Source organism: Thermococcus sp., assembly GCF_027008145.1.
In the GTDB taxonomy this organism is placed as follows: domain Archaea; phylum Methanobacteriota_B; class Thermococci; order Thermococcales; family Thermococcaceae; genus Thermococcus.
In genome coordinates, this window is the sequence record NZ_JALTCZ010000058.1 from 21,222 (window position 1) to 35,880 (window position 14,659).

A 14,659-nucleotide genomic window follows, 5' to 3' on the forward strand; every position below is an offset into this window, starting at 1 on the left:
TGAAGAAGTTAGCTATAAACAGGGCAGAGAACTCACCCAAGAGTACAAGAGACAACTTAAGGCAAAGGCAGACTTCTGGGAGAGGTACACTAACAATCTCCTAGGGTTCAAGGTTCCGGTCCTATATCTGCCAGAAATTGAACTAAATGACAGGGAAAAGCTTGGTGAAGTCTGCACAATTTTTGAGAAGATGAACAGTACCGGGGTCAGGTTGTCTGTCTTTGACTTGCTAACTGCCAGGCTCTATAAAAACGGTATTGACCTCCACCAGACGTGGCAGGATACCATTGATAGGTTTGACAGTATCAAGAAACTTTCTGAGGAGAAGCCAGATCTATTTAAAGTGCTGGTACTCAGGGCACTGGGGCTTATGCGGGTGCTCAGAGACAAGAATAAAGACAAGGAAGAAAGGGAGATTACCGATGTCAAGAACAGATCCCTGATTAATCTCTCCCCGGTGGATTTTGAAGAAGATTGGTGGACTATAGCAGAATACTTTGACAGGGCCATTGGGAGAGTTATGAGTACCAACCGAGATGGGTTTGGGGCATTCCTGCCAAGGTGGGTCCCTTACAAACCCATGCTCCCAGTTTTGGCAGCACTTCTCTACTACATAGAGGGCACCAAGGATTTATCTCCAATAGAAAAGAGCAGGGCCTACACACTAATAAAACAGTGGTACTGGAGTTCAGTATTTACTGAGAGGTACAGCAGTGCCGTTGAGTCAAAGTCCTTGAGTGACACATTGGAGCTAATTGAAGCTTTTAAGAAGCCTGAATTCACACCATCAATGGTTAATGAAGCCAGAACAAGGGTACCTTCTCTGAATCTGTATGCAGTGTCAAGGAGTGGTAGTGCAGTTTACAGGGGCATTATGAGCTTAATTGCATTGAACCATGCAAGAGACTTTCTCCAAGTTGATGCTATAGAATTCCACAACCTAGAGGACCATCACATATTTCCCAAAAACTTCCTAGAGAAGAAGATGAGGATTAAAGATAAATCTAAAATCAACACCATACTCAACAGAACCCTTATCACTGATGAGACCAACAGAAAAATCTCAGCAACATCACCAAAAGAGTATATTGACTGGATTCCCGGTGATTTGGAAGAGGTGCTTAAGCCCCACTTCATTAATCCCAAGTGCATTGAATCCATGAGGGAGAACAGTTATGATAAGTTCTTAGAAAGAAGAAGAATGCTTATTCTAACCAAAGTGCAAGAGCTTATAGGCGAGAAGGAAAGTACGTCAACACATTAAAGCCCTAAAGAAACTTTTTCCTTTATTAATTACATTTTCCTCCCGAAAGCCTCACCCTTCAGGGCGGGGAGATATCGGCAATGCTTCAGCTGATGATGCCTAAGAGATAGAATAGAAGCGGTCAATTCAATAGTAATAAAAACGGTAGCTTCAGAACCGGAGATTTTTCGCTAACTCAATCAGTTTCCTCGCCCTCCCCAGAGAAACTTCGTTTTCCACCTTCCCATCCCTCTTTATCCACGTCCCCACTATAAAGCCGTCCGCATGCTTCCACAGCTTTGGAAGGTTCTCGTAGCTCGTCCCGGAGCCAACCAGAACGGGAACGGGTGAGATTTTCTTAGCCAGTGAGAGCCTATCGATGTCGACCGGCTCCCCGGTTGCCCTTCCGCTTACTACGACAGCATCGGTCAGGCCCCTCTCAACGGTGTCCCTCAGAGAATCCTCAAAATCCAAGAAGTGGACGGCGTGTTTGACGTGGACGTCGGCGAAGACCTGAATTTTTGAGGGAAGGAGCTTTCTCAGCCTTGCAAGCTCGTGGGCGATGCCCTCTATGACGCCCTGATCCGTGTAAGCTACACCGCTCAGAACGTTCACCCTTATGAAGTCGGCTTTGACCGCGTAGGCAATGGAGTAAGCTGCTATGCCATCGTTCCTGAGGACGTTTATTCCCAGCGGAAGGGAAACTTCGTCCCGGATTTCCTTTGCAACGGCTGTAAAGACTGCTACGGCTGTCTTATCAACGTACTTTGGAAAAGGAACGTCTCCGAAGTTCTCAATCATTATCGCGTCGAAGCCCGCTTCTTCAATCGTTTTCGCATCCCTGATCGCGGACTCAATGACTCCGTCAAGGTCGCCGTCGTAGCGGTATGAACCGGGGAGGGGGTTCAGGTGAACCATCCCTATGAGGGGCTTTCTCTCAAAGTCCATGACAACACCCAGTCTAATTTTCCCCGAAAGTTAATGAGGTTTGCGGAGGAAAGCCTGATATACCACATTAACCAAAATCTAAAGGGTGATGAACGTGGGAAAGGAAGAAGACCCCGAGCTGCCGAAGTCAGTTTTGAGGCACCTAGAGCCAAACGAGAAGGTTCTCTTCTCGATAAAGAAGAAGATAAGCATGGAAAAGCCCAAGTGGCTCCTCATAACGGGCAGGAGGATAATATACCTCGACGAGAAGGTTTTTGGAAGGTACGACCTCAAGGCAATACCCTACCAGAAGCTGGAGCAGGTTACGGTGAAGCTTGGTATAATGTCCTCGGAGTTCATCATAGAGGGCGAGGAGAACATAACGCTGAAGCTCGGCTGGATGAACAAGGAAGAAGCCAGAAAAGCCATAAACGCGATTAAAGATGCTTTGAACGCGATAGCGGTTGAACCCGTCTCGATAGGAGTCAACAAGGGGCTGACGAGCGAGACATGGGTTCTCAACAAGCCCAAGGAGTTCATAACGAGGACGATGCCGGCCTATCATGCCCAGTCTGTAAGGGAGGAGGAAGACCCGCTTGAGAAGCTCAAGAAGCTGAAGGAGCTCTATGACATGGGTGTCATAAGTCAGGAGGAGTACGAGGAGAAGAGGAAGAAGCTCCTGGATGAGATTTGAACTACGGGGAGTGGAAAACCTTAAGAGGGCTCCTCTCAAAGGTGTGACAGATAAACATGAGGGCCGGTCTAGTTTCACTTGCCGTGCTTATCCTTGCGTTTCTTATCCTTACCTCCTCCCTCGGTCAGCCTGGCCTGGCACCCCAGAGGGGTCCTGTGAAGGTCGGAAAAGGTCCGGAGCTACCCATACTCACAAAGAACCTCACGCTCACGGTCTACAATGCAACGCACGTCTCCTACCTAAGGGTCGAGGTCTTCGGGAACTACTCCGATGGGCACTGGATACCGGTCACTGCCAACTACTCAAAGAGGCCCATCCTGAGTGAGCCCTCGCTTCCCCACCACACCGAGTTCGATAGGGTTGAGGTTAAGGCCGGCTTCGTGATAAACGGCACACTCCCCCTGCCGCTCAATACGGTCAACGTGAGCGTTAGAACCCTCTGGGACAGGAACGGAGGCACGTTCAGAACAGTTGGGGAGATCGCCGAGTACAACTTCACCGCCGTGAGCTACTCCTATGACCTCCCGGTGCTCTTCAACCTGACCCCCGGGAAGCTTGAGGGATACCTCGCCATACCACCCGGACTCAGGGATGCCGTTCTCCCGATTGCCCTGACCTTCAACAACACCGGCCTTGGAAAGTACTTCGAACTGATGAACCTCGTGGACTACCTCCTCTACTCAAAGAGGTACTCGAAGAACGTCACCTTCCCACAGGGGGTTGACAGGATTGCCTACTTCCTTGAAAACTCAAGCTACGGCACTTCCTATGACTTCGCCTCCGCCCTCGTCTTCCTGGCGCGCGCGGTGGGGATTCCAGCAAGACTCGTCAAAGGTTACAAGATACTCCCAAACCCGGAGAAACAGGTCATCAACGCGAGCAGGTTCTACTACTGGGTCGAGGTCTACTTCAACGGTATCGGCTGGCTGACCGTTGACCCGCTCGTCCCCCACCCCTATCCCGGGCAGTACGTCCCGCTCTCGGCCGTTCCCGTGAGGAAAACCATAAATGGAACCGAAGCTAAGTTCCTGCTCCTCGACGTGAAGGGGAAAGCGAACCTCAGTGACCTGAGGGTTATAAGCCCCCTCAACGTCTCGATGGAGGTTTCAAACTTCTCCGTTAGGGTAACAGTCAGGGAGAAGCCGGGGAGAGGACTTTACCCAATAGTCCTGACAAACGGGGAGGGAAGGGCGGTCTATTCGCTGGCCTGGCTCAACGCCTCGAGCGACGTCGAGCCACCAGGAATATTGAGGGCCATTGCCGGGGCTGGCTCCCGCTATTCACTCGTTCTCTGGGGGGAGAGCAACCTGTCCGTGGAAACCAGCAACTGGATAAAAACGCTGAACGTGATTTCGAGTGCCGGAAAGAGACGGCTGTGGTTCGCCATAACACCCCCTGAGGGAGCCAGACTCGGCCTGAACCTCCAGTGGATAAGGCTGAAATCTGGGGGGAAAAAGGAGACCGTCTACCTCCCCGTTTACGTGTCTGATGTTACCGCGGTGAACGCCAGTGCACCCCTCTCAGCTACCGTTGGAGAGCCCTTCAACGTCACCGGGAACGTGAGGGGCATTGGAAGCGACGGACGGCCCAATGGAACTGTCGTATTCTTCTCCGGCGACGACAGATACCCAGTCATAGGGACGGGAAAAGCTAGAAACGGAAAATTCAAGCTGAAGGCCGAGTTTCCCCTGGAGGAAACGCCCGGTTTAAAGCACCTAAACCTCTACTTCTTCCCGGAGGAGATGACCGGTCGCTACTGGCCCCTCTTCCCGGGGATAACCTTCATACCCATGACCGTCATCCAGAGAAGTTACTTCAACGTGAGCAGGGTAGTCATTACAAGACCCGGGGAACTGTCCCTGACCGGCAGACTGCAGGAGCCGGCCGGGAAGCCCATAGGGAACGCGACCTTTGACTACTTCTGGGGCAACATGAGTGGTAAAGGCGTGACCAACGAGGAAGGGGAGTTCACCCTGAACCTCAACGTGAGCCTCGGAGAGCACCTCCTCGGGCTTGTATACACCGGGAACGCGCTCTACAACGGCACGTACGCCAATGTCCAGGTCTACGGCGTTCTCGTTCATGCCCCGGCGGTCGTTAGGGGCACCATAGGAAAGCCGATTCCCGTCTTAGCCACCGTTGAGGGAATGAGGAGCGGGACGATAAGGCTGACCTTCGGCAATGAGTCAAGAAAAATAGAGGTCGCCAACGGCTCCTTCTCGGTGAACATCGGGCCCTTCAGGCGAGCCGGGGAGTACGCCGTCTACCTATGGGGCACCTGGACGATAATAGGCACCCTTCAGGTCGTTGTAGTTTCACCTCTCAACCTGACCGTTGAGACAAAGGAGGTGAAGGCGGGAGAAAGCAACAGAATCGTAATAGTGGCAAGGGACGGCCTCGGAGACCCAGTTCCAAACATACCCCTCCACATAACGGTTCCTGGATTCAACGGCACGATGTACACCAATGGAAAGGGGCAGGCCGAGCTGTTCCTCAACTTCACCAAGCCCGGAAAAGTAACCATTGAAGTTACCTTCAGGGGCTCGACTTTCTACATGCCCGCTGAAGTCAGGGCGACAATAGAGGTTGTCAAGGGCAGAAGCCCACTGCCGTACCTTCTCCTGCTCCTGGCCATACTCCCCCCGCTCTTCCTCATGAGGAAGAGGAAAAAAACTGTGGAAGAAGATGCCGGCGGGATGCTCGTGGCAGGGGGGGTTCCGATTGTGAGGGAGGGTGAACCCTTCGAGGTCGAACTCCTCTGCGATGGCGAGCTCTTCGTGGACGGGAAGCCCGTAGGGAGGGGGAGAAAGTTTAAGCTCAGCCTGGAAAGCGGGAGGCACAGGCTTGAGGCAAAGTGCAGCAGGAGGCGCTTTGGGGTTGCGGTTGACGTATACCCCGAATACAGAGTGGCGGTGGAGGAGCTCTACGACGACTTCCTGCGGTGGGCCTCAAAGCTGATAAACGTTGGGAGCCTAACACCGAGGGAGATAGAGGCGACCCTTTCGAAGGTAATCCCGCAGGCGGGGGCGTTAAGGGACATAAGGGAGGCTGTTGAAGTGGCCCTCTACGGGGGCAGGGAGCCCAGCAGGGAGGCCTTCCTGAGGTTTTACAGGGCCGTTGAAAGGGTGGTGAACCAATGAGGTGGGAAGTGCTTGAATACGCCGGCGTTGCCCTGGCCTGGGCAGGGCTTGTCTACTCGGGACTCGCACCGGCCTGGAGTATCGTCCCGGTAACCATCTTCATCTCATCGTTTTTGATTTCAGGTTTCTTCGTGGGCAAAACCAAATTAAGGATACGGTGGCTTGGAACCGCCTTTGCTTTCCTCACAACCGGGAGGTCTTGGGGAGTTGGGGGCGCGGTAATAGCCATCGGGGAACTGCTCAGGGAGGAGGGTTCCTCTGAGGAGTCCTTCCTGAAGGCGGGCCTCGGGGAGTCCCTGGAAATCTTCGGGACGGCCTTCATCTTTCCGGTTCAAGTGGCTCCCATCCCCCTCCTGGCCGGAGCATTCCTGCTCGTAGCTTATGCCCTCTCCCTCCGCTGGGAGGAGCTGAGGGGAAGCGTCCTGGCCTTCCCGGTAGTTGGAGGTGCCCTCGGCCTCTACATAATCGCCCGCCCTTACCTCCTCAGATACGGGCACTGGAGCATCGTCGAGTGGCTCGCCCTCCTCATAGCGGTTCTCTTCTCGGCGGGAATAGCGCTCAACTCAGTCCACTCACCGGAGGACTACATGAGGGAGCTCCTCAGGGAGAGCAAAAGACCGACCGGAGAAGCTGAGAAAGCGGTTGAGGAGTTCCTTGTGGAGGGGAAGAGGGGAAAGCTACTCTCCTACGTGGCCTTCTACGGTTCCAAGGTGACGTCGAGCAGGAAAGAGCTTTTGGAGCTCATAGGGCCCCTCGCCGATTACGAGGCCAGAAAGCCGGGCCCGCTAACCCCCTACTGGCTCAGGAAGCTCCTCCTCAGGAGGGAGTTCGATAGGAGGAAGGAGATAGTCGAAAGCATAATGAAGAAACTGGAGGGCCTGTGAATGAAGACCCTCATCGGCTACACCCTCTGGCTGGTCTTCCTCGGCGTTGTACTGCTCTCCCCATTCACCACCGCGTTAGCGGTTCTGCCCCTGACAGTTCTGGCGATAGGGTTCCTTGTAAAACCTCCCGGGGAAGTTGAAGTCGAGAGAACCTTCAAGCCCGCTGAAACGACCGCCGGAGGGGAGGTGATCGAGGAAATCAGGGTGAAAGTGAAGGAAGGGCTCGGGATTGTTCTCCTCAGGCCGTCCCTACCGCCAGGCCTTGATGCAAAGGAAAAAACCTTCGCCCTCTTCAAGGGGCCCGGAGAGGGGGAGTTCAAGATCAGGAGACGGCTGAGGGTTAGCTCCCCGGGGAGGCACGAGGTTCCCGGTGTCGAGGTGCTGACCGCTAACCCCTCCCTGACCCGCTTCAACTGGCTGATTGCCAGCGAGAGCGCCGAGCTGATCGCCACCTCCGGGAAGGTTCCTAGGAGGCCCAGGCTCAGAACCAGGGAGCGCCTCAGGCCATACTCAATAAGGGGTGCTCCAACTATAGAGTTCAGGGAAGTGAGGGAGTACAGACCCGGAGACCCGCTCAAGGTCATCAACTGGAAGGCGACCGCAAGGTTCGGCAGGACACTCGTCAACGAGTTCGAGAGAGAAGGCGGGAGGACCGTTATCATAGTGCTCGACGTGAAGGCTCTTGAGAGGAACGCCGAGGCCTTCGAGGTAACATCAGCGCTCGTGAGCTACCTGGCCTCGAAGGACTACACTCTCGGCCTCTACCTTCTTGGCCTCGGAAGGCTCGTGCCTCCGATGACGGGCGAGAGGGCAGTGAGGGCAATACTGGACGAAGCCCTGAACTCCTGGAACGCCCCGGTAAAGGTCGTGAATGAATCTGCCAGGGTCAGCTCGGCTCTCCTCAGGTACTCCGCCAGACCGATCGTCGTTACGAGCCTCTCGGAGGGGAACTTCAAAGCTGTGGGGGAGATAGCAGGCATGAAAGGTGTTGTCGTTAACGTGCTCCCAGAGAGTCCACTTGAGAGGCTTGAGTCCCTTGGGCTGGCCATCATGCTTTCCGGCATCGCGAGAACGATAAACTGGGGGCGCGTTAGACCCTCAAAGGCCATAGCGACCGTCGCTGGTGAGGTCTCATGAAGAGCCTAGAGCTTGTGGAGCTCGGTCTCGCAGTTGTCTCAGCCCTCCTAGTGGGACTGGCCTATTGGAGCGTCTCCCCCCTGCTCTCGGCAGGCCTTTTCATGGCCCTCCTTGGCGTCGCCCTCGCCCGTTCCGTGGGGACAGCTGTTTTCCTCGCGACAATTGCCTACACGGCGCCCTTCGCAATGCTCTTTTCGTCCCTCATCCCAGCCCTCTCCCCTGAGAGCTACACCCTCATAGGTTCAATATTCAGGAACCCCTACCTCACGAGCCCGCTCTACGGGCTGACCGTTGTCTCGACAGCCCTTGCAACAGAGTTTCTGGAGAAGGCTAGAAGGTTCAATCTACCCGATGAGGCTGTCCTCCACACGATTCCGCTTCTCGCTGTGGGCATAGCAGTCTCCTCCGTCATGGTTGTCCTCGTCTACAGCGAGAACCTGAGGACAAGCCCCCTCCTCCTGCCCATCATTCTCCTCTCGCTTCCCCTCGTCCTCCGCACCAGCGGTGAAAAGGGCGGAAAAACCCGGGTCGTCGTCAAGTGCGACTCAAGTCCCGTCAGGATTGAACTGGAAGGAGAAAAAACCGAGCTCTGGCCCAATCCGCTGACAAAGCTTGACGACGGGAAGTTCCGGGTGGAGGTTCTAATCGAGAAAAGGCCGAGAGCAGTCTACTGCGGGGAGAAGAGGCTTAGAAAAATGGCGGAGGGGAAGAACGGGGAGGAGCGCTTCATCCTCTACGCCTGAAAATGAGAAAGCCAAGGAGGAGCAGAAGCGCCACTACAGGAAGATAGTTCCTCCCCTCCGAAGGGGGCTTTTCCGAGAGGAGAAGGGCTCCTCCGCCGACCTTTCCGTAGAGGGTCACATTGAGGGGCGTTAGAGCTCCCCAGCGCTCCCCCTCGTAGAGGCTGGCAGAAAGTGCAGTCCCGTTTGGGAGCGGAGCGACCGTGAAGTAGTAGCCGGTGGAGGACATGAGGAGAGACCTCGGCTCGGCTAGCTCCGGAAGGTTGTCCCTGAGCCAGAGCTGACCGCTCAGGTTTGTGGCGTTTACCACTAGGAGCACCGGGACGTCGCTTCCGGAGTAGTAGCGGAGCCTCGCCGGTTCGCTTCTCTTTCCGCCGGTCTCAACGACGACATCAACCCATCCCTCCAAGGTCTCGAGCCTTGGAACGCGGACGAGAACCTCAGTGGAGTTCCAGGAAATAACTTCAGCTCTCCTCCTCCCGATGAGAACCTTACCATCCTTTCCAAACCCCGCACCGGCTATTAAAATCTCCTGACCTGGCTGGGCAGTGTAGGGCGTGAGGGAACCGATGAGGGGAACCCTTTGAGGGCGCTCGACATGGAAGACGTAGAAGCTGTTCCTCGGGAGATAGAGGGCAGACTTTCCACCCCTGACGGTTAAGATGGCCCCGTAGAGGGCATCCCTGTAAGTCCCGTCCGGCCAGTCGAGGGCCAGCGTGAGGTTTGTGGAAGAGCCCTTGTTCATCACAACGAGGAGCCTGTGGCTCCCGAAGGCCCTCTCAAAGGCCCAGACCGAGTAGTTCGCGTAGAGCGTTTTGAAGTCGCCGAAGGCCAAAGCGTCGTTGGTCTTCCTAAGTTCCGCCAGCGTCCTGATTATCCTCGATGCCTCCGTGAAGTTGTTGAAGACCATCATCGGCCTATTGTAGGGATCGCCCTTTCCCTCTTTGCTCACTAGGTAGCTTTCGTCGCCGTAATAGATGACGGGGATTCCCGGGAGCATCATCGTCAAAGCCAGGGCCATGTGGAAGCGCTCCAGCTTGTCCTTCCTGCCGGCAATGTTGAGAAAGCGCACAAGGTCGTGGCTGTCGAGGAAGTTGAGCCCCTTGTTGGGGTAGACGAAGTTGGAGTAGTAAGCCTCAAGCTCCCTCGCCAAAGCATCGAGGCCACCGAAGGTCGCGAAGGTTCTCACGATATCATTCCTTATCGGGATGTTGAGGAGGGATGAGACGTTGGAATACCTGTAGAAGTCGTAGAGGTCGGCCGTTCTCTCGGTGGAGAGGGAGTAGTACTCGCCGAAGATGAAGAGAGGTCTCTCTGAGTAGAGCCGGAGGTAAAAGCTCTCAAGCCAGCCGAGGTTCATGTGCTTGACGGCATCAACCCTGAAGCCGCAGGCACCGTTTTCAAGGAAGAGCATCGCCCCCTCTGTGAGGTACTCGTCCACCCAGGGGTTGAGCTGGTTGAAGTCTGCTAAACCGTAGAGGTTCGCGTACTTGAGCTGAAAGCCACTCCACTCTGTTATGTCTCCGTTGTGGTGGTAAATCGCCTCCAAGCTGCCCGTGTAGGGGTTGAGCTTCGCCTTCTTGGCGTCGGCATAGTAATCCGTCACCTTCGTCCCGTTGTCGTAGAGGGAGCCAAACTCGCCGTCGGTGGCCGGATTTGAGTGGTTGGGCACATAGTCAACGATTATGCAGATCCCCCGCTTTCTCGCTTCCTCAACGAGCCTCCTGAAGGCCCTCCAAGTGCCAAAGTGCTCCTCTATCCTCTTGTAGTCCCTCGTCCAGTAGCCGTGGTACGGCGCGCTTCCGAAGGCCATCCTGTTTATGTTGTCGTTGATGGGCGAGACCCATATCATGCTCACCCCGAGGCTTTTGATATAGTCGAGCTTTTCGGTGAGGCCCTCTAGGTCGCCGCCCCAGTAGAGGCGGTAGTTTTTGTGGGAAGGGTCGTAGAAGGACCCGTCGTTGCTATGGTTTCCGTCGTAGAAGCGGTCGACCATCACCTGATAAACAACGCCCCTCTCGGGAACGGCGTGGGCACTTGCCAGCGGAGCGATAAGCAGAAGGATCAGGATGAACCCTAGATGGTGCATTCAGTATCACCCAAGGTGATAAAGGATGGGCCTTAAAAAAGTTACTTTTCCCGAAAGCCTCGCCCTTCAGGCAGGAAGGAGGTCAGACTAGACTCGCCTCCACCAGAACCCTCGGGGAGATGAAAGAGCCCCTCCTCTCGGCCTTCTTTCCGGGCTTAAGAGTTTTGAGGAGTTCGAAGATGTTGCCTGAGAGCATGTTGTCCCTGAAGGGCCTTAGCTCACCCTTCCTGACGACGTAGCCAAGGGACACCGTGAGCGAAAAGTCCCCGCTCACCGGGTTGGCAGTGTGCGCGCCAAGGGTGTCCTTAACAACCACCCCCTCGAAGTCCTCCAGATTAAGGTCTCCCGTGCCAACGACGATGTTACTCGTCCCTATCCTCGGAACAGAGCGGAAGCTCCTGAGGGCGTTGCCCGTGCTTTCCATTCCCAGAAACGATGCGAAGGTGTAATCGAGGAGGAAAGACCTCAAAATCCCGTCCTCAACTATGGTGGTTCTCTGGCCTGGGCTGCCTTCGCCATCGAAGGGATAGCTCCCGGGGAGGCCGTCGATGGTAGAATCGTCCTCAAGGCCTAAACCCTCGCTCCCAACTTCCAGTCCCCTCTCGGAAAAGCGACTCCTCCGGTAGTAAACCGTGTCCCCGAAGACGTTCTCCAGGAAGAGCCAGAGGATGGACTCGAAGGCTTCAGGCTCTAAAACCAGCTCCCTTCTGAATGGATCCAACCTCTTTGCCTTTCTGCCCAGCTCGGCATTAGTTCTGGCCTCGGCTATGCCCTTTTCGAGTTCTTCCATTGGCTGAAGGGATCTGTACGTCTGCTGGAATGAACCGGTTCCAGTCCCTCTAACCGCGTAGATGTAAACCCCCATCCCGGTCGTTCTCGTCTCAAGCTCGACGCCGTTGGAGTTGACGACACCCTCGCTGGAGACGGCAAAGGAGAGGGAACCCGAAAGGGTCTCGCCACCGGCTTTCACAGAGCGCATGAGGGAGGCAACTTCAAGAGCCATGGCGTGGGCTTCTTCAAAGGGTATCTCGTCTATCCTCCTGTCGTAGAGCCCCCCAACCTTGAGAACCTTAGACGGAACCGGAAAACCCCTGAAGGGAACCTCGCTGACCCTGGCTAGCTTTATTGTCCTCTCAACGAACCTCTCAAGGGTTTGCCTGTCGTGACTCAGGCCGGTGATGTATGAAAAGCCGAGCTTCCCCTTATAGCCGATCCTCAGCCCAATCCCAGAGTAGAACTTCCTCTGGGAGCGCTCCAGGTTCTCTCGCTCTATCCCGAAGGAACCACTCCTTCCTTTCCCCCAGTAGAGCTCCCACTCAATGTCTTTTCTGCTCAGCAGTGAGGTGAGCTCGTCTATCATCCCAACACCCGCGTTGACTCGGGCGGAGTGCTTAAAAGGTATTCGACTCTTGCGCGAGGGATTCGTATAGCTTGAAAAGCCTCCTGTAGGAGTCCTCCTTTATCTCCGCCAGGCGGGCGAAGAGCCCTGCCACCTTTTCGTCCTTGCTCATCCTCTGGAGCTTCTTATAGACGTCCCTCGCTATGGACTCCGAGAGGAGAACCATAGCCAAGGCATCTTCGGCATTCTTCGCCTTCATCAGCTCACAGCACAGCGGGAGGGCATCGAGAGGGGGTGCGTTGAAGTCTAGGGGCTCCAGACCCGGATAGAGTTCCTCAAAGAGCTGTCTTATCTGAACCACATGCTTCCTCTTTTCCTTGGCAAGCCTTCTTAGTTCCTCGGAAACAGCTCCCTGGGTTTTCCCGGCAAGCCATTCATAGGTCTCCGCTCCACACTCCTCGTTGCATATTGCATAGCTAAGGAGTTCGTGGCCGTTGAGGTTCCGGAGGAGGACTTCCACGTCATGAATAATATCAACCTCTATGGCCATCTACCTCACCAATTAAAAAGTAGAACTTTGACCTTTTTTTCCTTTTGGAAGCCTCACCCTTCAGGCCGGGGAGGTCAGCTATATACCGGTTTCTCATGCAGACGCTCAGCGGGTTCCCCCGACGAGTGCCCTAGTAAGCACGTGCGGCCCACCATCGTCAACCGGGACGCTCTGTCCCTTGCCGCAGTAGCCGGGGAACTCAATCCTAACATCCCTCCCGATGGCCCTTATCCTCCCCAGCACTTCGAGGGTCTTGCCGGAGAGGGCAACGTCCCTGACCATCTCCCCTATCTCCCCGTTCCTTATAAGGTATCCCTCCTTTGCACCAAAGGTGAAGGTTCCGCCGGCTGTGTCCACCTGACCGCCCTTGTCGCCGACCATGTAGAGGCCATCCCTCACCTCCTCCAGCATCTCCTCAAAGCCCCAGCTACCCTTCTCGACGTAGGTGTTCCCCATCCTCACGAGGGGTTGATGGGCGTAGCTCTGAGCTCTGGCGTGGCCGTTTGGTTCAAGACCGAAGTAGACCGAGGTTTCACGGTCGTTGAGGTAAGTCCTCAGGATGCCACCTTTTATTACCTCAACGCGCGCTGCCTTGACCCCCTCGTCGTCGTAGATGTAAGAACCAAACTTACCCGGCAAGGTGGGGTCGTCAACAACTGTAAGCTCTTCAACAGCCACCCTCTCCCCGAGCCTTCCGGCTAAGATGCTGTCCCCGTTCTTCACGAGGTCAGCCTCTACGGCGTGCCCCAGGGCCTCGTGGATGAAAACCCCCGTTAGCTCGGGATCCATTATGACCTCGAACTCGCCTGATGGGGGACTTCTCGCCTTTAGGAGCTGGAGGGCCTTCTCCTCCACGAGGGAAGCCCAGTGGGGCAGGTCAATCCCCTCTACCAGTTCCCATCCGAGCGTCCCGCCGAAGGTCTTCCAGTAGGTCTGCATGTCGCCGTTTCCCCTGACGGTAACGGAGAAGCGGAGACCTATCCTGGGAACCCTCGTCCTTATCTCGCTACCAAGAGAGTTAACGTAGAGCGTTTCAACCAGGGAATCCGCATAGCTGACTGATCTGCTCGGAGTCCCCTTCAGGAGGCCGTCAATCTCCCTCAGGAGGGAGAGCTTGTCGGAGATGTCCACATCAGTGAAGGGCTTCCTTGTCTTTATCTCGGCCTCCTCCTCAACAGGGTCACCGAGGTATATCCTGGCCTCTCCCCGGGAGAGCCTAGCTATCTTGAAAGCCGTCTCAACGGCCTTCTCAGCCCGTTTCATGTCGTTGGCACTCGAAAACCCCCAGGCCCCATTGAAGGCTCTCACCCCAATTCCCGTCTCGCCGTTCTGGGAGAGCTCGTCCAGCTGGCCGTTTTCCATCGAGAGCCTCGTTGAGGATACCTTCATGAGCCTGATTTCGTAGTAATCTATCCCATACCTCTCGGCGAGCCTCTCGGCAAACCTGAATAGCTCCACTACCCTCACCGCAGTGCATAAAAGGGAAGGTCTTATATGGCTTGCCATAGATGGTTGAACCACAGACTTTAAGGGTCGGAAGATGGAGCGGAGGGACGAGATACTGAACTTCATCAGGGGGAGGCCCGGGGTAACTTTCAGAGAGCTAGCGAGGAAGCTTGGGCTCGGCATAGGCGACCTCCAGTACCACCTCCGAAAGCTCGAGGGCGAGGGAAAGGTGTTCTCAAAAAAGGTGGGAAAGAGGCGCTACATATTCCCTGCTGGACTGGAGGAAGATGCTCAGAGGCTCATAGTGGCGATAGCCACCGGAACCCGGAGGAGAATACTCCTCCTGCTCCTTGAGAGACCAAGGAGTCAGGGCGAAATCGCTGAGGCCTTGGGCGTGAGCCAGCCGACGGTGAGCTACCACATGAGGGAGCTCGAAAAGCTGGGCGTCGTTGAGGGAGTTAGAAATGGAA

At 55.3% G+C, this 14,659-nt stretch carries 12 protein-coding genes; 7 read left to right on the forward strand and 5 right to left on the reverse strand.

Annotation, left to right across the window (positions count from 1 at the left end):
- Positions 1 to 190: 190 nt before the first annotated feature.
- A complete protein-coding gene (locus tag MVD07_RS02745; RefSeq protein WP_297498325.1) occupies positions 191 to 1,264 on the forward strand; it encodes a hypothetical protein in 1,074 nt (357 codons plus the stop codon).
- Between the two features lie 150 nt (positions 1,265 to 1,414).
- Here the strand turns inward: MVD07_RS02745 and MVD07_RS02750 are convergent, their stop codons facing one another.
- Positions 1,415 to 2,191: a BtpA/SgcQ family protein gene (locus MVD07_RS02750; RefSeq protein ID WP_297498328.1), complete on the reverse strand. Its 777-nt coding sequence runs from the start codon at positions 2,189 to 2,191 to the stop codon at positions 1,415 to 1,417.
- 94 nt (positions 2,192 to 2,285) lie between these two features.
- On the opposite strand from MVD07_RS02750, the gene MVD07_RS02755 reads away from it, so the two are divergent.
- Genes MVD07_RS02755 through MVD07_RS02775 form a run of 5 tightly spaced genes read left to right on the forward strand, consistent with a single transcriptional unit; the run spans position 2,286 to position 8,768 of the window.
- Positions 2,286 to 2,864 (forward strand): PH domain-containing protein, encoded by a 579-nt coding sequence (locus tag MVD07_RS02755; protein ID WP_297498365.1) that lies wholly within the window; start codon positions 2,286 to 2,288, stop codon positions 2,862 to 2,864.
- A 56-nt stretch (positions 2,865 to 2,920) separates the two neighbouring features.
- Positions 2,921 to 6,004 carry a transglutaminase domain-containing protein gene (locus MVD07_RS02760; RefSeq protein ID WP_297498331.1) on the forward strand — a complete coding sequence of 1,028 codons (3,084 nt, stop codon included), beginning with the start codon at positions 2,921 to 2,923 and terminating at the stop codon, positions 6,002 to 6,004.
- A complete protein-coding gene (locus tag MVD07_RS02765; RefSeq protein WP_297498334.1) occupies positions 6,001 to 6,888 on the forward strand; it encodes a hypothetical protein in 888 nt (295 codons plus the stop codon). The genes MVD07_RS02760 and MVD07_RS02765 overlap by 4 nt, the downstream gene beginning before the upstream one ends.
- Entirely contained in the window at positions 6,889 to 8,025 is a 1,137-nt protein-coding gene (locus tag MVD07_RS02770) for a DUF58 domain-containing protein (RefSeq protein ID WP_297498337.1), read from the forward strand.
- The gene (locus MVD07_RS02775; RefSeq protein WP_297498339.1) at positions 8,022 to 8,768 is read left to right on the forward strand and encodes a hypothetical protein; all 747 of its coding nucleotides are present in this window, start codon (positions 8,022 to 8,024) and stop codon (positions 8,766 to 8,768) included. Before MVD07_RS02770 ends, MVD07_RS02775 begins: the two co-directional genes overlap by 4 nt.
- On the opposite strand, the gene MVD07_RS02780 is transcribed toward MVD07_RS02775, so the two are convergent.
- From MVD07_RS02780 to MVD07_RS02795, 4 genes are all read right to left on the reverse strand, one after another.
- Positions 8,752 to 10,854, reverse strand: a complete 2,103-nt coding sequence (locus MVD07_RS02780) for an alpha-amylase family glycosyl hydrolase (protein ID WP_297498342.1) — start codon at positions 10,852 to 10,854, stop codon at positions 8,752 to 8,754. The genes MVD07_RS02775 and MVD07_RS02780 overlap by 17 nt on opposite strands.
- An 82-nt stretch (positions 10,855 to 10,936) precedes the next feature.
- Positions 10,937 to 12,214 (reverse strand): TldD/PmbA family protein, encoded by a 1,278-nt coding sequence (locus MVD07_RS02785; RefSeq protein WP_297498345.1) that lies wholly within the window; start codon positions 12,212 to 12,214, stop codon positions 10,937 to 10,939.
- A gap of 31 nt (positions 12,215 to 12,245) precedes the next feature.
- Complete coding sequence (locus tag MVD07_RS02790) at positions 12,246 to 12,743, reverse strand: ferritin family protein (RefSeq protein ID WP_297498348.1); 498 nt, start codon at positions 12,741 to 12,743, stop codon at positions 12,246 to 12,248.
- 105 nt (positions 12,744 to 12,848) lie between these two features.
- The gene (locus MVD07_RS02795; protein ID WP_297498350.1) at positions 12,849 to 14,210 is read right to left on the reverse strand and encodes a TldD/PmbA family protein; all 1,362 of its coding nucleotides are present in this window, start codon (positions 14,208 to 14,210) and stop codon (positions 12,849 to 12,851) included.
- Positions 14,211 to 14,283: 73 nt separating this feature from the next.
- Here MVD07_RS02795 and MVD07_RS02800 point away from each other — a divergent pair.
- The coding region (locus MVD07_RS02800) for an ArsR family transcriptional regulator (RefSeq protein WP_297498353.1) at positions 14,284 to 14,659 on the forward strand (376 nt) is incomplete at its 3' end.

Bases quoted from the DNA above. Each gene is read 5' to 3' on its own strand.
- MVD07_RS02745 (WP_297498325.1), top strand. From the start codon at position 191: ATGAACAGTACCGGGGTCAGGTTGTCTGTCTTTGACTTGCTAACTGCC.
- MVD07_RS02750 (WP_297498328.1), bottom strand. From the start codon at position 2,191: ATGGACTTTGAGAGAAAGCCCCTCATAGGGATGGTTCACCTGAACCCC.
- MVD07_RS02760 (WP_297498331.1), top strand. From the start codon at position 2,921: ATGAGGGCCGGTCTAGTTTCACTTGCCGTGCTTATCCTTGCGTTTCTT.
- MVD07_RS02765 (WP_297498334.1), top strand. From the start codon at position 6,001: ATGAGGTGGGAAGTGCTTGAATACGCCGGCGTTGCCCTGGCCTGGGCA.
- MVD07_RS02770 (WP_297498337.1), top strand. From the start codon at position 6,889: ATGAAGACCCTCATCGGCTACACCCTCTGGCTGGTCTTCCTCGGCGTT.
- MVD07_RS02775 (WP_297498339.1), top strand. From the start codon at position 8,022: ATGAAGAGCCTAGAGCTTGTGGAGCTCGGTCTCGCAGTTGTCTCAGCC.
- MVD07_RS02780 (WP_297498342.1), bottom strand. From the start codon at position 10,854: ATGCACCATCTAGGGTTCATCCTGATCCTTCTGCTTATCGCTCCGCTG.
- MVD07_RS02785 (WP_297498345.1), bottom strand. From the start codon at position 12,214: ATGATAGACGAGCTCACCTCACTGCTGAGCAGAAAAGACATTGAGTGG.
- MVD07_RS02790 (WP_297498348.1), bottom strand. From the start codon at position 12,743: ATGGCCATAGAGGTTGATATTATTCATGACGTGGAAGTCCTCCTCCGG.